Origin of the sequence: Brevundimonas diminuta 3F5N, assembly GCF_900163625.1 — a bacterium.
Lineage (GTDB): Bacteria > Pseudomonadota > Alphaproteobacteria > Caulobacterales > Caulobacteraceae > Brevundimonas > Brevundimonas diminuta_A.
Genome location: NZ_FUIE01000044.1, coordinates 43,067 through 60,647, shown reverse-complemented (window position 1 = coordinate 60,647; position 17,581 = coordinate 43,067). Strand labels below are relative to the sequence as shown.

The 17,581-nt window shown below is 69.4% G+C and carries 18 protein-coding genes; 6 read left to right on the top strand and 12 right to left on the bottom strand.

What is annotated here, in order from left to right; all coding sequences use genetic code 11:
* Positions 1-14: 14 nt before the first annotated feature.
* Positions 15-1,856: a DUF885 domain-containing protein gene (locus tag FM111_RS08415; protein ID WP_087140515.1), complete on the bottom strand. Its 1,842-nt coding sequence runs from the start codon at positions 1,854-1,856 to the stop codon at positions 15-17.
* A gap of 85 nt (positions 1,857-1,941) precedes the next feature.
* A complete protein-coding gene (locus FM111_RS08410; protein WP_087140514.1) occupies positions 1,942-3,606 on the bottom strand; it encodes a thiamine pyrophosphate-binding protein in 1,665 nt (554 codons plus the stop codon).
* 96 nt (positions 3,607-3,702) lie between these two features.
* Here FM111_RS08410 and FM111_RS08405 point away from each other — a divergent pair, with 96 nt between their 5' ends.
* The gene (locus FM111_RS08405) at positions 3,703-3,840 is read left to right on the top strand and encodes an entericidin A/B family lipoprotein (protein ID WP_087140513.1); all 138 of its coding nucleotides are present in this window, start codon (positions 3,703-3,705) and stop codon (positions 3,838-3,840) included.
* Between the two features lie 97 nt (positions 3,841-3,937).
* Positions 3,938-4,342: a YidB family protein gene (locus FM111_RS08400; RefSeq protein WP_087140512.1), complete on the top strand. Its 405-nt coding sequence runs from the start codon at positions 3,938-3,940 to the stop codon at positions 4,340-4,342.
* Here the strand turns inward: FM111_RS08400 and truA are convergent.
* The 6 genes from truA to pdxR (FM111_RS08370) form a co-directional block, all read right to left on the bottom strand.
* On the bottom strand, positions 4,339-5,088 hold the full coding sequence (gene truA / locus FM111_RS08395; RefSeq protein WP_087140511.1) for a tRNA pseudouridine(38-40) synthase TruA: 750 nt from the start codon (positions 5,086-5,088) through the stop codon (positions 4,339-4,341). The two genes, FM111_RS08400 and truA, sit on opposite strands and share 4 nt — an antisense overlap.
* Before the next feature lie 6 nt (positions 5,089-5,094).
* Positions 5,095-6,063, bottom strand: a complete 969-nt coding sequence (gene fmt, locus FM111_RS08390; protein WP_087140510.1) for a methionyl-tRNA formyltransferase — start codon at positions 6,061-6,063, stop codon at positions 5,095-5,097.
* Between the two features lie 27 nt (positions 6,064-6,090).
* Positions 6,091-6,306, bottom strand: coding sequence for a hypothetical protein (locus tag FM111_RS08385; RefSeq protein WP_003166203.1), 216 nt, complete (start codon positions 6,304-6,306; stop codon positions 6,091-6,093).
* Entirely contained in the window at positions 6,306-6,878 is a 573-nt protein-coding gene (gene def, locus FM111_RS08380) for a peptide deformylase (protein WP_087140509.1), read from the bottom strand. Before def ends, FM111_RS08385 begins: the two co-directional genes overlap by 1 nt.
* A gap of 75 nt (positions 6,879-6,953) precedes the next feature.
* Positions 6,954-7,361, bottom strand: a complete 408-nt coding sequence (locus tag FM111_RS08375; RefSeq protein WP_087140508.1) for an acyl-CoA thioesterase — start codon at positions 7,359-7,361, stop codon at positions 6,954-6,956.
* Between the two features lie 145 nt (positions 7,362-7,506).
* Positions 7,507-8,961: a MocR-like pyridoxine biosynthesis transcription factor PdxR gene (gene pdxR, locus FM111_RS08370; RefSeq protein WP_087140507.1), complete on the bottom strand. Its 1,455-nt coding sequence runs from the start codon at positions 8,959-8,961 to the stop codon at positions 7,507-7,509.
* Positions 8,962-9,079: 118 nt separating this feature from the next.
* Between pdxR (FM111_RS08370) and FM111_RS08365 the strand changes: the two genes are divergently transcribed.
* The 3 genes from FM111_RS08365 to pdxY all read left to right on the top strand — a co-directional run bounded on the left by FM111_RS08365 (position 9,080) and on the right by pdxY (position 11,510).
* Positions 9,080-9,316, top strand: a complete 237-nt coding sequence (locus FM111_RS08365) for a thioredoxin (protein ID WP_087140506.1) — start codon at positions 9,080-9,082, stop codon at positions 9,314-9,316.
* 107 nt (positions 9,317-9,423) lie between these two features.
* Entirely contained in the window at positions 9,424-10,692 is a 1,269-nt protein-coding gene (glyA, locus tag FM111_RS08360) for a serine hydroxymethyltransferase (RefSeq protein WP_087140505.1), read from the top strand.
* Between the two features lie 17 nt (positions 10,693-10,709).
* Positions 10,710-11,510: a pyridoxal kinase gene (gene pdxY, locus FM111_RS08355; RefSeq protein ID WP_087140504.1), complete on the top strand. Its 801-nt coding sequence runs from the start codon at positions 10,710-10,712 to the stop codon at positions 11,508-11,510.
* A gap of 5 nt (positions 11,511-11,515) precedes the next feature.
* On the opposite strand, the gene FM111_RS08350 is transcribed toward pdxY, so the two are convergent.
* From FM111_RS08350 to pdxR (FM111_RS08335), 4 genes are all read right to left on the bottom strand, one after another.
* Complete coding sequence (locus tag FM111_RS08350; protein ID WP_087140503.1) at positions 11,516-12,673, bottom strand: DegT/DnrJ/EryC1/StrS family aminotransferase; 1,158 nt, start codon at positions 12,671-12,673, stop codon at positions 11,516-11,518.
* A gap of 43 nt (positions 12,674-12,716) precedes the next feature.
* Complete coding sequence (locus tag FM111_RS08345; RefSeq protein ID WP_087140502.1) at positions 12,717-13,478, bottom strand: YggS family pyridoxal phosphate-dependent enzyme; 762 nt, start codon at positions 13,476-13,478, stop codon at positions 12,717-12,719.
* A complete protein-coding gene (gene alr / locus FM111_RS08340) occupies positions 13,475-14,611 on the bottom strand; it encodes an alanine racemase (RefSeq protein ID WP_256968159.1) in 1,137 nt (378 codons plus the stop codon). The genes FM111_RS08345 and alr overlap by 4 nt, the downstream gene beginning before the upstream one ends.
* Positions 14,612-14,726: 115 nt before the next feature.
* Complete coding sequence (gene pdxR, locus FM111_RS08335; protein WP_087140501.1) at positions 14,727-16,217, bottom strand: MocR-like pyridoxine biosynthesis transcription factor PdxR; 1,491 nt, start codon at positions 16,215-16,217, stop codon at positions 14,727-14,729.
* Between the two features lie 115 nt (positions 16,218-16,332).
* On the opposite strand from pdxR (FM111_RS08335), the gene hemA reads away from it, so the two are divergent.
* Positions 16,333-17,580, top strand: a complete 1,248-nt coding sequence (gene hemA / locus FM111_RS08330; RefSeq protein WP_087140500.1) for a 5-aminolevulinate synthase — start codon at positions 16,333-16,335, stop codon at positions 17,578-17,580.
* Position 17,581: the final 1 nt, after the last annotated feature.

Here is a 17,581-nt window from a genome sequence, read left to right as displayed (position 1 = left end):
TCTAAACGCGAGCCTCAGGCGGCGGGGGCGCCGCCGCCCTTGGCGATCCAGGCGTCGACCAGGTCGCCCAGAACGTCCAGCGGCACGGCGCCCGAGCCCAGCACCACGGTGTGGAAGTCCTTGATGTCGAAGCGGTCGCCCAGCGCCGCTTCGGCCTTGGCGCGCAGTTCCTCGATCTTCAGCTCGCCGATCTTGTAGCTGGTCGCCTGGCCGGGGTTGGTGATGTAGCGCTCGACCTCCTTCTGGATGTCGCGCTCGGACAGCAGGGAGTTGTGGCGGAAGTAGTCCATCGCCTGTTCACGGCTCCAGCGCTTGGCGTGCAGGCCGGTGTCGGTCACCAGACGCACCGCGCGCCACAGCTCGGTCGAGAGACGGCCGAAGTCGGAATAGGGGTCCTGATAGAAGCCCATCTCCTTGCCCAGGCGTTCGGAATACAGGCCCCAGCCTTCGGAATAGGCGCCGTAGCCGCCGAAGCGGCGGAAGCTGGGCAGGTGTTCCATCTCTTGCGCATAGGCGATCTGGAAATGGTGGCCCGGCGCGCCCTCATGATAGCTGATGCCCTCGATCTGGGGCTTCAGCACCTGGGTCATGTCCGACAGGTTGACGTAGTAGATGCCGGGGCGCGAGCCGTCCGGCGCAGGCGAGTTGTAGAAGGCGATGGAGGCCGTCGCTTCACGGAACGGCTCGACCGCGCGGACCTCCAGCGGAGCCTTGGGCAGGTTGGAGAACCACTGCGGCGCCACGGCCATGACCTGGGCCACGAAGGCGCGAGCGTCGGTCAGATAGGCTTCCTTGCCCTCCGGCGTGTTCGGATACTGGAACTGCGGGTCGGTCTTCAGGAAGGCGAAGAAGTCCTGCAGCGTGCCGGTGAAGCCGACCTGGGTCTTGATCGTCTCCATGTCGCGCTGAATGCGGGCGACCTCGTCCAGGCCGATCTGGTGAATCTGGTCGGCGGTCAGGTCGGTGGTGGTCGAGAGCTGCAGGCGGGCGTTGTAATAGGCCTCGCCCTGCGGCAGGCGCCAGACGCCCGCGTCGCTGTCGGCCTGGGTCTGCACCTGGCCGAGCGCCGCCAAAACCGTGTCGAAGCCGCGCTTGTAGGGGCCGGTCAGGGCCTCGCGGGCTGAGGCCAGCAGGCGGTCCTTGGTCGCCTGATCGGCGTCCAGGGCGGTGATCTTCTTCTGGAAGTCGGCCCAGACCGGGTTGTCGGCGCCGGTGTCGAACGGAGCGCCGGCGATCACCGCGCGGGTGTTGTCGATCGAGGGCTCGAAGACGAAGCGCGGCGAGACCACGCCCTTGCCGGCGCGCGCCGTCAGGGTGTCGGCGACCTGATCCATGTAGCGCTCGGCGGCGTTCAGGCGGGCGACATAGGCCTCGGCGTCCGAGACGCTGCCGATGCGGTGGTTGTTGATCAGGAAGACCGGCAAGCTGGTCGTCGGGTTGCCGTTGGCGGCGAACTGGAAGCCCCAGTCGCGCCACTGGTTCGACAGGCGCGCCTGCTGCACGCCGTGTTCGAACAGGCGCCAGGACAGGCGGCTCTGCTCGCTCAGCTTGGTCGGGTCGAACTGGGCCTTCATCTGGGCCAGTTGGGCTTCCTGCAGGGCCAGCGAGCGTTCGGCGGCGGCGTCGGAGACGTCGTCCAGCTTGTCATAATCCGTCTTGCGGCCCAGCGAGGTCATGCGCTGGGGGCTCAGCGCCACGCGCGCTTCGAAGGCCTGTTCGAAGAAGGCGTTGAGCCGGGCGTCCTCGCTCTGGACCTGAACAGCGGCAGTGGCCGGCGCGGCCCCCTCGGCCATGGCGGCGGGCGCGGCGGCGCAGAGCGCCAGGACGGCGGCGGATGAAATCAGAAGACGACGCATGAGAAAGACCCCCCTCGGTACAATAAGGGCGGCACTGTTCCCCGAAGCGCCGCCGCAGGCAAGCTGCGGCGGCTAAGGTTCTGCGTCAGGCGCCGCGCAGGTCGGTGATCGTGCGGCCCGGCGCGATCTGTTCGGCGTCGGTGATCAGGTGAACTAGGGCGGGGCGGCCGCTCGCCGCCGCCTCGCGCGCCGCCGTCAGGGCCGCCGGGAAGTCGTCGGTCGTCTCGCAGCGCACGGCGAAGGCGCCGAAGGCCTCGGCGAACTTCACGAAGTCGGGGTTCTTCAGCTCGGTGGCGATGACGCGGGTCGGGTATTCCCGCTCCTGGTGCATGCGGATGGTGCCGAAGGTTCCGTTGTCCACGACGACGACGACGACGCCGAGGCCGTATTGGGCGGCGGTCGCCATCTCATTGGCGCTCATCATGAAGTCGCCGTCGCCGGCGATGCAGACCACTTCGCGCGACGGATGGACCGCCTTGGCCCCCAGGGCCGCCGGATAGCCGTAGCCCATGGCGCCCGAGGTCGGGGCCAACTGGGTGCGGCGCGCCTGATGGCGATGGAAACGGTGTAGCCAGGCGGCGAAATTGCCCGCGCCGTTGGTCAGGATGGCGTCTTCTGGCAGCGCTTGGGCCAGATGGGCGATGACTTCGCTCATGTTGACTGCGCTCTTGACCTCGATGGGGGAGGAGAAGGCGAGGAAGTCGGCATGGGCCGTCGCACCCTGTTCGGTCCAGACGCGGCCCGGCTCGATGGCCGACAGGGCCAGCGCCGCCAGCGAATTATCCGCCGCCGCCGACAAGGCGGGCGCCCAGACGCGGCCCAGCTCTTCCGGCCCCGGATGGATGTGGACCAGGGTCTGCGCCGTCTTGGTGCGGTCCAGCAGGGTGTAGCCCTGGGTCGGATTCTCGCCCATGCGCGCGCCGATCACCAGCAGCAGATCGGCGCCCTTGACCCGCGCCACCAGCTTGGGGTTGGGGCCCAGGCCGAGGTCGCCCGCATAGCCGGGGTGGTCGTTGCGGATCAGATCCTTGCGGCGGAAGGACAGGGCGACCGGCAGGCCCAGACGCTCGGCCCAGCCGGAAATCGCGTCGGTCGCTTCGTCGCTCCAGCCGGAGCCGCCCAGGATCAGCATGGGGCGTTCGGCGCGCGACAGGCGCTCGCGCACCTGTTCGACGAAGGCCGGGTCCAGGGCGGCCTTGGCGGGCGTCACGGGACGGATCGGCGAGGGGCCGCCGTCCTCGTGCAGGATGTTCTCGGGCAGGGCGACGACGACCGGACCCATGCGGCCCTGCTGGGCGGCGGCGAAGGCGCGCTCGACCACTTCCACGGTGCGTTCGGGGCTCTCGATCTCGGTCGCCCACTTGGCCAGGCCGCCGAACACTTCGCGGTAGTCGACTTCCTGGAAGGCGCCGCGGCCGCGGTCGGTCAGGGCGATCTGGCCGACGAACAGGATCATCGGCGTGGAGTCCTGATGCGCCGTGTGCACGCCGATCGAGGCGTGGGTCGCGCCGGGCCCGCGCGTGACCATGCACACGCCTGGCTTGCCGGTCAGCTTGCCGTAGGCCTCGGCCATGTTGGCGGCGCCCGCCTCGTGGCGACAGACGATGACCTCGATCTTGTCCTGGACGTCAGCCAGGGCGTCGAGCACGGCGAGATAACTCTCGCCGGGCACGCAGAAGACCTTGTCGACCCCGTTCATCACCAGGGTTTCGACCAAACGGCGGGCGGCGGTTCCGGAAGCTTGCGTCATGCTTTCGCCGTTAGCAGATTGAAGGATGAATTGGCCATGCAACCTTATGGTCAAGCTTCACGTTGAAGCGTCAAATCGATCCACGGGGATTCCATCATGCGCAAGCTCATCGTTCTCGGCGTCATCGCCGCCGCCCTGACCACCGCCGCCTGCAATACCGTCGCCGGCGTGGGCCGCGATGTCTCCGCGGTCGGCCAGGCCGTCACCTCGGGCTCGGAACGCGCCAAGAGCTGAAACTGACGGCGACGCGGCGGCGTTGCCTTGTTTTGCGTTTTCGCCACAAATCCGCAGACGAAGTCCGTCATTCTGACGGCGCAATCGGAGGAATGAGATGGGACTTCTGGACAATATCCTGGGCGGCCTCGGCGATGACGCCGCCGGCGGCCTGGCCGACCTGCTGAAGGGTCAGGGCGGCGTGGCGGGCCTGGCCGAAAAGTTCGGTCAGAACGGTCTGGGCGACGTGGCGGCCTCGTGGATCGGCAAGGGCGGCAACGCCGCGATCTCGCCGGAGCAGATCGCCGCCGTCATCGGCTCGGGTCCGATCGCCGACTTCGCCCAGAAGCTGGGCATCTCGCCGGAACAGGCCAGCGAAACTCTGGCGGGTCTGCTGCCGGAAGCGGTCGACCGCCTGACGCCGGGCGGCAATGCCGACGGCGCCGACGACATGCTGGGCGGTTTGCTGGACAATCTGCCGGGCGGCCTCGGCGGCGCGCTGGGCGGTCTGTTTAAGCGCTAGGCTTCGGCCTCATAGGTGACGCCGGTCAGATAAAGCCCGTCTGACGGCGCCACCGGGCCGCATCGCGCGCGGTCCCTGGCTGCGAGCGCATCGGCGAGGTCGGCGGGGCTCCAGCGTCCCAGACCGACCTCGGTGATGCTTCCGGTCATCGAACGCACCTGGCGATGCAGGAAGCTGCGCGCCTCGAACACCAGATGCACCTCTTCCCCGACACGAGCGACGCGGGCCACGTCCAGCGTCCGCATCGGGCTGGCCGCCTGACAGGCGGCGTCGCGGAAGGTGGTGAAGTCGTGCAGGCCGATCAGGGCTTGCGCCGCCGCGTGCATGGCCTCGGCGTCCAGCGGCTTCTTGACGTGCCAGACCCGGCCCCGGTCGAGCGCGGGACGGCCGGGCCGGTTCAGGATCCGATACAGGTATTTGCGCCCATTGGCGGTGAAGCGGGCGTGCCAGTCGTCGCTGACCGGCGTGCAGTCCAGCACCGCCACCGCCTCATTCATCAGATGGGCGTTCAGCGCGTTCATCACCGTGCGCGCGGGCCAGTCGCGCTCCAGATCGACATGGCAGGTCTGGCCCGTGGCGTGGACGCCCGTGTCGGTGCGCCCGGCGGCGGCGATGCGCACGCTCTGGCCGCTGAAGGCGGTGATCGCCGTCTCGATGGAGCCCTGCACGGTCGGCTGGCCGATCTGGGCCTGAAAGCCGTTATAGGCCGAGCCGTCGTATTCGACCGTGAAACGATACCGGGGCATTGCGCCCTACAGGCCGCGTCGGGTCGAGAAGGCGGAGCCTTCTGACCGCGGCCCATCAAGAATGGTTCCGACAGGAACCGGGAAGCCTCTCAGCATCTCGTCGGCTGGCTGCGCCGCCTTGCCGGGACGCTGCACGCGGGTCAGGCGCACGGCGCCGGTTCTGCAGGCGACCGTCAGGGCGTCGTCCAGCACCTGACCGGACGCGCCTTGCCCTTCAGCCAGCACGGACATCAGCGCCTTGATGCGCACCGGTTCGCCGTCAGCCTCGACCTCGAACCAGGCGCCGGGGAAGGGCGATAGGCCGCGGATATGGGCGTCCACCTCGGCGGCGGGGCGGGCCCAGTCGATACGAGCCTCGGCCGAGGTGATCTTCTTGGCGTAGGTCGGCTCGCCGACCTGTTCAGTCTCAGTGAAGGCGCCGCGTTCGATGGCGGCGAGGGCGCGGGGCCACAGGGCGGCGCCGACATGAGCCATGCGGTCGCCCAGCGAGGCGGCCGTGTCGTCGGGGTGGATGTCCATCAGTTCGGACAGGATGATGGCGCCTTCGTCCAGGCCCTCGCTCATCCGCATGATCTGGGCGCCGGTCTGGCGGTCCCCGGCCATGATGGCGCGCTGGATCGGGGCGGCGCCGCGCCAGCGCGGCAGCAGCGACCCATGCAGGTTGAAGCAGCCCAGACGCGGCGCCTCCAACACTTCGGGCTTCAGGATCTGGCCGTAGGCGACGACGCAGGCGGCGTCGAGATCAAGGCTCTGGAAGACGTCGATGGCCTCGGCCGCCTTCATGCTCTCGGGCGTGAAGACCGGCAGGCCCATGGCCTCGGCGAAGGCGTGGACCGGCGACGGCGTCAGCTTCTGGCCCCGGCCCTTGGGGCGCGGCGGCTGCGAATAGACGGCGACGATCTCGTGCCCCGAGGCGATCAGCTCGGCCAGCGACGGCACGGCGAAGTCGGGGGTTCCCATGAAGGCTAGGCGCATGGGCACGCCTTTAGACCGTGAGGCCGATTACATCCAGCGCGTATAGACGCCGCCGCCTTCGTCCCACTCGCCGCCCGCATCCAGCGCGTCGTCGAAATCGAGCAGGCGGTCGATGACCAGACCGGCCACCACGCCGACGGCGGCGACGGCCAGCAGGGTCGCGACGCTGGCGACGCCGACCTTTTCATTGCGGGTCAGGCGGCGGCGGCCGCGCTGGTCGATGATGCGGGTCTTGCGAGCCATCAGGCGGCCATCCTCGCTTGTTTCTTGACCTTGGCGACCGCGCGGTCGCGGCGCAGGCGCGACAGGTGGTCGATGAACAGGACGCCGTTCAGATGGTCCAGCTCGTGCTGGAAGCAGACGGCGTAGAGGCCCTCGATCTCTTCTTCGATCGTCTCGCCTTGATAGTTCATGTAGCGGACGCGCACGCGGGCCGGACGCTCGACGGCGTCGTAATAGGTCGGCACCGACAGGCAGCCCTCCTCGTAGGAGAACATCTCCTCCGACGACCACAGGATCTCGGGGTTGACGAAGAAGCGCGGGTTGCGGCGCTCCAGCGCCTCTTCCTCGGTCTGCGGTTCGTCAGACGCGCCCTCGACCGGCTTGTCGCCCAGGTCCATGACGACCACGCGGGTCAGCTCGCCGATCTGCGGCGCGGCCAGGCCGATGCCCGGCGCGTCGTACATCGTCTCCAGCATGTCATCCATGAGGGCGCGCACGGCGTCGGTGACGCCGCCCTCGACGGGCGCGGCGACGGTCTTCAGGATCGCCAGGTCGGCGGCGTTATCGATAGTCAGGATACGACGAATGGCCATGCGGGGGAGGTAGGGCGGCCGCCCCCGAACGTCAAGAATTACCGACTGCAGCGCTCGGACTTCTCAAACCGCCCTTCAGGCCGGCGGCACTTCGCGCGGCTTGCGCTCCTGGTCGATGGCCACATAGGTGAAGACGCCCTCGGTCACGCGGACCGACAGGGCCTCGGCCTGGCCGCGCGCGCGTTTCCACGCTTCGACGTGGACGCGGATCGAGGTGCGGCCGACGCGGATGATCTTGGCGTAGGTGGATACTTCGTCGCCGACCGAGACCGGCTGGTGGAAGACCATGCCGTCCAGGGCCACGGTGGCGCAGCGGCCGCCTGCGCGCTCGAACGCCGGGGTCGCCCCGGCCAGGTCCATCTGCGCCAGCAGCCAGCCGCCGAAGATGTCGCCCTCGGGATTGGTGTCGGCGGGCATGGCGATGACGCGGCCGACGGGCTGGCCCTCGGGCAGGGTGGCGGCGGTTTTGTCGACGTCAGACACAATGACCTCTCGAGCGGCTTTATCGGGGTCGGTTCATGCGCTTGTGCGTGATCGGGTGCAAGTCGTTCTCGTTTTCGTCGAAGTCGCTCCGGAGCATCGTCGACGCCAGTTCGTTTCAGACGTAGCACCGGATAGCCGCAGGACGTCAGCGGGGTTGCGCCGCTTTCAGCCTCGTCACGGCGCGGGCCAATTCGGTCTCGTCCAGGCTGGCGAAACCGATGCGGAAGGCGTTGGCGTGGTGGCCGGGCTGGAGTTGAAGCTGGCCGCCGTGCGTCAGGATCAGGCCTGACCGCTCGGCCTCGGCGGCCCAGGCGGCGGCGTCGATGTCCGGGTTCACGCGCAGCCAAAGGGCCAGCCCGCCTGCCGGTTTGTCGAAGGCGACGGCGTCGCCCAGCCGGGCGGCGATTTCGGCGCATAGCAGGTCGCGGCGTTGCTCATAGATCTTGCGCGCCTTGCGGGCGTGGCGGCCCAGGTCGCCGTCATCGATCAGCCGGGCCAGCGCCCGTTCCAGCGGCAAGTCGCCCTGGCGGTCGATGGCCTCGCGCCGCGCGGTCATGGCCTGGATCAGGTCCGGCGCGCCCGTCGCATAGCCGATGCGGACTACGGGCGACAGCAGCTTGGACACCGAGCCGATATGGATGATGCGATCCTGATCGCGCCCCTGGCTCAGGGCGCGGGCGGCCAGCGGCAGGACCGGGCGGCCCTCGAAACGGTATTCATGGTCATAGTCGTCCTCGATCAGGATCAGGCCATGGCGACGCGCCAGCTCCAGCAGGCGCAGACGCCGCCCGGCGCCCAGAGTCACCGTGGTCGGGAACTGATGGTGGGGCGTGACATAGACGGCGCGGATCGTCGGGTCGCGCGCCAGCAGGGCCTCCAGCTGCTCTACGTCCAGCCCCTGCGCATCGACTGGGGCGCCGACCACTCGGGCGCCCGCCGCGCGAAACGCCTTCCACGCCAGCGGATAGCCGGGATCCTCGACCGCGATGGCGTCGCCGGGGTTCAGGACGGCGGCGGCCAGAAACAGGGCCATCTGGCTGCCGCGCGTGATCAGGATGTCGTCGGCGCCGACCGTCAGGCCGCGCTCGGTCGACAGATAGCGGGCCAGCGCCGTCCGCAGCGACGGCGCGCCGCGCGGATCGCCGTATCCGGGCAGGGACTTCAGCTCGGCGGCGGTCATCGATCGCCGGAAGGCCCTGGCCAACTCCAGCCCCGGCATCAGGCGCGCATCGGGCGCCCCGTCCGAAAACTGCATCGGCGCCGGTGCGGCTCGGGCCTGCGACAGGGGCGAGGCGAGGCGCGCGGCGGCGGGGCGCACGCCCCAGTTCTGCGTGCCCAGATCGGGCAGATCGCGGGCGACGAAGGTGCCGCGCGACGCCTCGGCCGTCAGCCAGCCTTGCAGCACCAGTTCCTGATAGGCGGCGTCGACGGTGTTGCGGTGAACGCCCAGGGCGCCGGCAAGGGCGCGGGTGCCGGGCAGGCGGTCGCCGGGCTTCAGCCGCCCGCGCTCGATCTCGCGGATGACCGACCCCGCCAGATTGATGAACAGGGGCCGGGCGGCGTCTTCGATCAGTTCAATGACGACGGCGCTGCGCCCCATAATCCGGCCTATCAAGTTTCAGGAAAGCGGCTCTTCTGACGGTGCCGATAGGCCGGGTATCCCACGCGCACTCCCAGGCAGCAACACCGCTGCGGGATCAGAAACAAGGGATAGTGTCATGGCCGAGAAAGCCGTTTTCTATCACGCAGGCTGCACGGTCTGCGTCGACGCCGAGCAGCGCTTCGTCGGCGCGCTGAACCCGGCGGCCTATGAGGTCGAGGTGGTTCACCTGGGCGAGACGCCGCAGCGCCTGGCTGAAGCCGAGGCCGCCGGCGTGCAGTCGGTTCCGGCCATCGTCATGGGCGGCGCCGTCTATCACATCAATCACGGCGCGGACCTTTCGGCCCTGCGTTGACGCTCTTCGGCCTGGCTTCAGTCCCCCGAAGCCAGCCGCTCGGCGGGTCGGCGACCCTCCTCCTCACCGGCCGACCCGCCGTCTTTCACTGGAATGACGGAGACGACATGGTTTTCGATCTGGCGACACGGGCTCTGGACCCGGAACTGGCTCATGCTCTGGCTCTGGAGCAGAAACGTCAGCAGGACAGTATTGAGCTGATCGCCTCCGAGAACATCGTCAGCGCCGCCGTGCGCCAGGCGCAAGGCTCCGTCCTGACCAACAAATACGCCGAGGGCTATCCGGGCCGTCGCTACTACGGCGGGTGCGAGGCGGTCGACATCGCCGAGAAACTGGCCATCGAGCGCGCCTGCACCCTGTTCGACACGGCCTACGCCAACGTCCAGCCGCATTCGGGCGTCAACGCCAACCTGGCCGTGCTGTTCGCCCTGATCAAGCCGGGCGACCGCATCATGGGGCTGGACCTGGCCTGCGGCGGCCACCTGACGCACGGCTCGCCCGTCAGCCTGTCGGGCCAGTGGTTCGAGGTCAGCGCCTATCGGGTGCGCGAAGACGACGACCTGATCGACTATGACGACATGGAGCAGCGCGTCCTTCAGGACCGGCCGCGTCTGATCTATGCGGGCGGCTCGGCCTATCCGCGCCGTATCGACTTCGCCCGGATGCGCCAGATCGCAGACAGGGTCGGCGCATACTTGGTGGCCGACGTGGCCCACTACGCCGGGCTGATCGCGGCGGGCCTCTATCCCAATCCGACGCCGCACGCCCATGTCACCACCTCGACCACGCACAAGACCCTGCGCGGCCCGCGCGGCGGCCTGATCCTGTGCAACGACCCGGAACTGGCGCGGCGCATCGACAAGGCGGTCTTCCCCGGCACGCAGGGCGGGCCGCTGATGCACGTCATCGCCGGCAAGGCGGCGGCCTTCCACGAGGCGCTGCAACCGGACTTCGTCGAATACTCCAGGGCGGTGATCGAGAACGCCCGCGCGCTGGGCCAGACGCTGGCTGACGGAGGCTTGCGCCTCGTCTCGGGCGGGACGGACTGCCATCTGGTGCTGGTCGACCTGCGCCCCTTCGGCCTGACCGGCAAGGCGGCGGTCGAGGCGCTGGAGGATCACGGCCTGATCGCCAACAAGAACTCGGTCCCTTATGACACGGCCTCGCCCATGGTGACGTCGGGGCTGCGGCTGGGCTCGCCGTCCTCGACCTCGCGCGGGTTCGACGCCGAGGCGTTCCGCACGGTCGGCGGCATGATCCTGACCATCCTCAAGGGGCTGCGCGACGGCGATCTCGACAGCGCGGCGGTGAAGGCGCAGGGAAGAGAACTGACGCGGGCCTGGCCGATCGCCGGACCGGCGCTGACGCCCGCTTAAGGAGGTTCCGAACGCGCGTGCGGGTCATCTCGATTCAGAGCCAGGTCGTCTACGGCCACGTCGGCAACAGCGCGGCGGTCCAGCCGATGCAGGCCATGGGACTGGAGGTGGCGGCGGTGCCGACCACCCTTTTGTCCAATCACCCGCACTATCCCACAATGCGCGGCCGGATTCTGGAGACGGAACTGGTCGCCGACCTGCTGCTGGGGGTCGAGGAGCGCGACCTGCCCATGACATCCGGGGCGGTGGTGACGGGCTATATGGGCTCGGCCGCCAATGCGGCGGCGACGGCGGGCTTCCTGCGTCGCTGGAAGGCGAAGAACCCCGCGCTTCTGCACATCTGCGACCCGGTGATCGGCGACGATGATCTGGGCGTCTTCGTCGCCGAGGGTCTGATCGAACAGTTCCGCGACGAGCTGACGCCGATGGCCGACATCATCACCCCCAACCAGTTTGAGCTGGGCCGACTGGTCGGCGAACGGCCCGATACGGTCGAGGGGGTGATCGAGGCGGCGCGCATCCTGAACGCCCGCGGCACGGGGCGGACAGTGGTGACGGGCTGCGTCCTGACCGACACTGCGCCGGGCGAGGTCGAGACGGTGGCCGTCGAGGGCGGCGTCGCCCATCGCACCTCCATCCCCCGTATCCCGATCCGGCCCAGCGGCACGGGCGATCTGTTCACCGCCTATCTGACCGGCTGGCTGATGCGCGGCGAGGGTCTGGTCGAGGCCGCCGCCCGCGCCACCGCCGGGGTCCAGACCGTTCTGCTGCGGACCCAGGCGGCGGGCGCCTTCGAGATGCGCCTGACCGAAGGCTAAAAGCCTCAGCCGAAGCTAGCAACGGCGGCGATCACCCGGTCCTGCACGGCTTCGTCCAGATAGGCGCTCATCGGCAGGCTGATGACCCGTTCCGCCTTGGCCTCGGTCACGGCCAGACCGCCGGGGCCGACCGGGTGCTGGCGATAGGCGGGCTGGCGGTGCAGCGGGATCGGATAATAGACGGCGGTCGGCACGCCCTGCGTCTTCAGATGGGCGGCCAGGGCGTCGCGGTCGTCATGCTCGACGGTGAACTGGGCCCAGACCGAACGGCCGCCTGGAATGACCACCGGCGTCGCCGCCACATGACCGGCCAGCCCCCGCACATAGCGGTCGGCGATGCGGTTGCGGCGCTCGATCTCGTCCGGGAAGATCTTCAGCTTCTCCAGCAGGACGACGGCCTGCAGCGTGTCCAGCCGCCCGTTCATGCCCAAGCGCGGGTTCAGGTATTTCGGGTCGTGGGTGAAGCCCTGCGCCGCCGCATCCGCCGCCGTCGCCTGTCCGTGGACGCGCAGGGAAACGAGCTGATCCATCAGCGCCTCGTCCTTCAGCAGCACTGCCCCGCCGTCGCCGTAGGCGCCCAGCGGCTTGGCCGGGAAGAAGCTCAGCGTCGTGGCGTCGGCCCAGTGGATCGGGTGCTGGCCGTTCAGGGTGCAGCCGAAGCCCTGCGCCGAATCCGCGATCAGTTTCAGCCCATGTTTCTGTGCGATCTGCGACAGGGCGGGATAGTCGGCGGGCTGGCCGAACAGGTCCACGGCGATGACGGCGCGGGGCTTCAGCACGCCCTCGCGCTCGACCGCCTCGACGGCGGCGCGCAGATGGTCGGGGTCGATCGTCCAGGTGTCGGGGCGGATGTCGATGAAGACGGGCGTGGCGCCCGCCAACGCGACCACCTCGGCCGTGGCGGCGAAGGTGAAGGCGGGGCAGAAGACGGCGTCGCCCGGCCCCACGTTCCACGCCATCATCAGCAGCACCAGCGCATCCGTCCCGTTGGAGCAGGACAGGGTGTGGGGCGCCTGGCCGAAGTCGCACAGGGCCTGTTCCAAGGCGCCGACCGCCGGACCCATGATGTACTGGCCGCTGGCGGCGACCTCCATCAGGGCGGCGTCGATGGTCGCGCCGATGCGGCGGCGCTGGCTGAGAAGATCGATAAAGGGAATTGTCACGCGGTTACTCCGGGGAGGGAATGGTGATCAGGTCGGTCTGGGGTCAGGCCAGACCGGGCCAGTAGTGGGCGTTCGGCGTCGGGCGCGGGCCGAAGATGGCCTGGCCGACGCGCACCACGGTCGCGCCTTCGCGCACCGCCAGTTCGTAGTCGCCGGTCATGCCCATCGACAGGCCGGTGATGCGCGCATCGATGCGCTCGGCCTTGTCGCGCAGGGATCGCAGCAGGGTGAAGCAGGGCCGCACCCGATCCGCATCGTCACTGAATATGGCCAGCGTCATCAGCCCCTGCGGCTTCAGCCGGGGGAAGGCTTCCAGCCGTTCGATGAAGTCGAGCGCGTCGTCGGGGTGCAGGCCGAACTTGCTCTCCTCGCCCGAGGTGTTGACCTGGACATAGACGTTCATGTCGCGGCCGTCGGTCTCCAGCCGCTTGTCCAGCACCTCTGCCAGCTTGAGGCTGTCCAGCGCATGAAACTCGTCCGCCAGACGGGTCAGGTATTTGACCTTGTTCGACTGAAGGTGGCCGACGACGTGCCAACGTATCGACAGGTCGGCCATGGCCTCGGCCTTGTCGCGAGCCTCCTGCAGCTTGTTCTCGCCGAAGTCGGTGACGCCCGCCGCCCAGGCCAGGCGCAGGATCTCGGCCGGAACCGTCTTGGTGATCGGCAACAGGCGCACGCTGTCGATCGGCCGCCCGACCTGTTCGCAGGCGGCGGCGATGCGGCGATGAACCAGCGCCAGATTGGCGGCGAACCGCTCGCGCGGATCAGGACCGAACCGTTCGATGTTCTCAGGCGAAAGGGTCACGAAACATACTCCCGACACAGGCGGCGGCCCAGCCGCGCGATGACTTCATAGTCGATGGTCGCGCCGTCCAGCGCCAGTTGTTCCGGCGTGCGGTTCGGCCCCAGCAACTCTACCTGATCGCCCGCCTTCAGCGCGTCGGGCGGCAGGGCGCTGACGTCCACGACCAGACTGTCCATCGAGATGCGCCCGACGAAGGGTAGCAGGCACCCCTCGAATGCAGCGGCGCCGCTCGCCGACAATTGACGCGGCCAGCCGTCGGCATAGCCCACGCCGATGGTCGCCAGACGCATCCCCTTCGCCGCCGTGACGGCCCAGCCGTAGCCGACGCCCGCGCCCGCGGGCACGGCGCGCGTCTGGATGATGCGGCCCGTCACCTCGACCACGGGCTGCATGGGCCGCGCCGATGGCGAGGCGTCCAGACCGAACAGGGCGGCCCCGACCCGGCACAGGTCATAGTGATAGTCTTCGCCCAGCCAGCACCCGGCCGAGTTGGCCAGCGAGCGCGGCGCGTCCGGCGGCGCGTGGGCCAGAATGCGCTCGAAGGCCTGACGTTGCCGCGCATTGCCCGCATGGCCGGGCGTGTCGGCGACGGCCAGGTGGCTGAGGATCAGGCGCGGCGCGATCCAGCGGATCGGGCCCTCCGGGTCGAAGGCGAATGCGGCGTCCTCGGGCGGCAGGCCCAGCCGCGACATGCCGGTGTCGAACTGGATCGCCGCCGCCAGCGGCCGCCCGACCGCCCGGCCCAGACGCGCCCAGCCCTCCATCTGTTCGCGGCTGTTCAGCGCCGGGATCGCCCCGGCGGCCAGGGCGGCGTATTCGGCGCCCGGCGCCAGACCGTTCAGCACGAACAGTTCGGCGTCGGCGGGCAGGACGCGGCGCAGATCCACCGCCTCGAACAGATGGGCGACGAAGAAGGCCCGGCACCCGGCGTCATAGAGGGCGGGCGCGATGCGGGCCGCGCCCAGACCATAGGCGTCGGCCTTGACCACGGCGGCGCAGGCGGCGGGCGCGATCTGGTCCCGCATGGCGCGATAGTTGGCGGCGAGGGCGCTCAGGGAGACGCGAATTCGACCGCCGCCGTGGTCGGATCGGCGGCCCGGCTGGTCGGTTGGAAGCAGGGCGAGGGCAGACAAGGATGGATGCTTTCACGGCGTCGGCTCACCGCCGACGCCTGCACCCTAGACGACGCTGTCCCGGCCATTCCCCGCCACGTCGGCGCAGATCGTCAGACCGCTTTGTAAGCGTCGATCACGCGGGGAAGATTTTCGCCAGCCGGTCGACGGCGGCGCCGATCTCGGCCGGGGTCGAGGCGGCGAAGCCCATCAGCCAGCCGGGACGGCCCGCGCCCGCGTCGTGCAGGGGCGTAAGCCCGGTCAGGTGGACGCCGACGCGCCGGGCCGCGCGCACCGTCTCGGCCTCGTCAAAGCCGTCCTTCAGGAAGCAGGGCATCTGTAGCCCTCCGGCGGGCCGGTCGGGCGTGACGACGTGGGGCAGGCGCGCCGTCACCGCCGCCTCCAGCGCATCCAGCCGTTCCGCATAGACGCCGCGCATGGTGCGGACATAGGCGCCGAACCGGCCGTCCTCGATGAAGCGGGCCAGCGTCAGTTGCGCCACTGAGGCGGTGAAGCCGTCCATCAGGCTGCGCGCCGCGACCATCGGCTCGACCAGCGGGCGCGGCAGGATCAGATAGGCCAGCCTCAGACCCGGAAACAGCGACTTGGTGAAGGTGCCCAGATACAGGGTCCGGTCATGCGGGTCCAAGCCCTGAACGCAGGCGGTGGGCCGTCCGGCGTAGTGGAACTCGCTGTCGTAATCGTCTTCCAGAATCCAGGCGTCATGCTCGGCCGCCCACTGGATCAGGGCCAGCCGCCGGTCCAGCGACAGGGTGCGTCCGGTTGGAAACTGGTGCGAGGGGGTGACGAAGACCGCCCGCCCGTCCTCGCGTCGGGCCAGCAGGTCGTTGGTCCGCATTCCCTGCGCATCGACCGCCACGGGCAGCCGCTTCAAACCCGCCGCATCCAGCGCCTTGGCGGCGCCCTGATAGGCCGGGTCTTCGATGAAGACGCCGTCGCCGGGGTCGGCCAGCACCCGCGCGCACAGGGACAGGGCCTGCTGCGAACTGGTCAGGATCAGGATCTGGTCGGGATCGGCCCGCGCCCCGCGTTCCAGGTTCACATAGCCGGCGATGGCACGGCGCAGGCGCGGATGGCCCTGCGGGTCGCCGTGGTGCAGGGCGGCGGCGCCCTCCTCGCGCAGGGTCTGACGATGCAGCCGGTCCCACTGGGCGAAGGGAAACAGCCGCGTCTCCGGCACGCCGGGCGAGAAGGCCAGTGGGGCGTAAGGGTCGCGCAGACCCCCGCTGTCGGCCATCGCCTGCCCGCGTTTGCTCAGGGTCGGCGCCGTCGCCGGTTGCAGGGCGGGACGGCGGCCCGCCGGGCGCAGCACTCCGCGCTTCAGGCCCAGTTCGGTCAGTTCGCAGACGAAGCTGCCGCTGCCGACGCGCCGCTCGATGAAGCCCTCGGCGTGAAGCTGGGCATAGGCCGTCTCGACCGTATCGCGCGACACGCCCAGCGACCGGGCCAACGTCCGCGACGAGGGCAGAGGCCGCCCCGCCGTCAGCGACCGCTCGACGATCAACTGGCGCACGGCGCGCTGGATGCGGGCGTGCAGGGGCAGGCCGGACTGGGCCGGGTGGTCCATGAAGGCTTGAACGGATTCCAGTTGGGCGCGCTTCAGCAATGGTCTGCGGCTTCTTTCCAAAGTGGCCGGAATGATCCGGCCAATGCAGCGTTAGGTGTCACGCCCCCGGCGGGATGGCAATGTCGCCGCCCGTCCTGTGATGGGATGTGATGTCATGGGCGCTTTCGACTTCGCCGACTTCTTCAGCCGCGATCTGGACGATCTGAAGGAGGAGGGCCGCTATCGCGTCTTCGCCGATCTGGAGCGGCTGGCGCCTGATACCCCCTATGCGCGCGATCACCGGCGCGGGCGGACCATCACCATCTGGTGCTCGAACGACTATCTGTCGATGGGCGTCCACCCCGAGGTGGTCGAGGCGGCGCAAGGCGCGATCCGGACCTATGGCGCGGGCGCGGGCGGCACGCGCAACATCTCGGGCACCAGCCACGAACATGTCCTGCTGGAGCGCGACCTGGCCGATCTGCACGGCAAGGCGGCGGCGCTGCTGTTCACCTCGGGCTATGCTGCCAATGACGCGGCCTTGTCGACGCTGGCGTCGCGCCTGCCGGGGGCGGTGATCTTTTCCGACGCCCTGAACCACGCCTCCATGATCGAGGGGATGCGGCGCTCGGGCGTGGAGAAGCACATCTTCGCCCACAACGACTGGCGCGATCTGGATCGGCTGATGAGCGGGGTCTGCCGCTATCGGCCCAAGCTGGTCTGTTTCGAGAGCTGCTATTCGATGGACGGCGACTTCGCCCCCATCGCCGCCATCTGCGACGTGGCCGAAAAGCACGGCGCCTTCACCTATCTGGACGAGGTGCACGCCGTGGGCCTGTACGGCGCGCGCGGCGCGGGCGTGGCCGAGCGCGACGGCCAGTCGCACCGCATCAGCATGATTCAGGGCACCCTCAGCAAGGGGTTCGGCGCCATGGGCGGCTATGTGGCGGGCGATGTGGCGGCGGTCGACTTCGTGCGCAGCCACGCGCCGGGCTTCATCTTCAGCACGGCCCTGCCGCCCTCGGTGGTGGCCGGGGTGCGGGCGGCCCTGCGCCATCTGAAGGCCGACGGCGCGCCGCGTCGGGCGCTGGCCGCGCGCGCCGCCTCGATCAAGGCGGGGATGCAGCGGCTGGGCCTGCCGGTCCTGCCCAGCCCCAGCCACATCCTGCCGGTGATGATCGGCGATGCGGCCACGGCGCGGGCGGTGACGGACGCCCTGATGGATGAGCACGGCGTCTATATCCAGCCGGTCAACTTCCCCACCGTGCCGCGCGGGACCGAGCGGTTGCGCGTCACGCCGACGCCGCTGCACAACGACGACGACGAGGATCATCTGCTGGAGGCTCTGGCCGCCGTCTGGGCCGACAACGCCGACTGGCGCCGGTTCTCGGCCTCGGCCCTGCGGACGCTGGAACCGGCCTGAG

What these genes read in the sequence shown, in the direction of transcription:
- FM111_RS08415 (WP_087140515.1), bottom strand. Translation starts at nt 1,856, where the DNA reads ATGCGTCGTCTTCTGATTTCATCCGCCGCCGTCCTGGCGCTCTGCGCC.
- FM111_RS08410 (WP_087140514.1), bottom strand. Translation starts at nt 3,606, where the DNA reads ATGACGCAAGCTTCCGGAACCGCCGCCCGCCGTTTGGTCGAAACCCTG.
- FM111_RS08405 (WP_087140513.1), top strand. Translation starts at nt 3,703, where the DNA reads ATGCGCAAGCTCATCGTTCTCGGCGTCATCGCCGCCGCCCTGACCACC.
- FM111_RS08400 (WP_087140512.1), top strand. Translation starts at nt 3,938, where the DNA reads ATGGGACTTCTGGACAATATCCTGGGCGGCCTCGGCGATGACGCCGCC.
- truA (WP_087140511.1), bottom strand. Translation starts at nt 5,088, where the DNA reads ATGCCCCGGTATCGTTTCACGGTCGAATACGACGGCTCGGCCTATAAC.
- fmt (WP_087140510.1), bottom strand. Translation starts at nt 6,063, where the DNA reads ATGCGCCTAGCCTTCATGGGAACCCCCGACTTCGCCGTGCCGTCGCTG.
- FM111_RS08385 (WP_003166203.1), bottom strand. Translation starts at nt 6,306, where the DNA reads ATGGCTCGCAAGACCCGCATCATCGACCAGCGCGGCCGCCGCCGCCTG.
- def (WP_087140509.1), bottom strand. Translation starts at nt 6,878, where the DNA reads ATGGCCATTCGTCGTATCCTGACTATCGATAACGCCGCCGACCTGGCG.
- pdxR (WP_087140507.1), bottom strand. Translation starts at nt 8,961, where the DNA reads ATGGGGCGCAGCGCCGTCGTCATTGAACTGATCGAAGACGCCGCCCGG.
- FM111_RS08365 (WP_087140506.1), top strand. Translation starts at nt 9,080, where the DNA reads ATGGCCGAGAAAGCCGTTTTCTATCACGCAGGCTGCACGGTCTGCGTC.
- glyA (WP_087140505.1), top strand. Translation starts at nt 9,424, where the DNA reads ATGGTTTTCGATCTGGCGACACGGGCTCTGGACCCGGAACTGGCTCAT.
- hemA (WP_087140500.1), top strand. Translation starts at nt 16,333, where the DNA reads ATGGGCGCTTTCGACTTCGCCGACTTCTTCAGCCGCGATCTGGACGAT.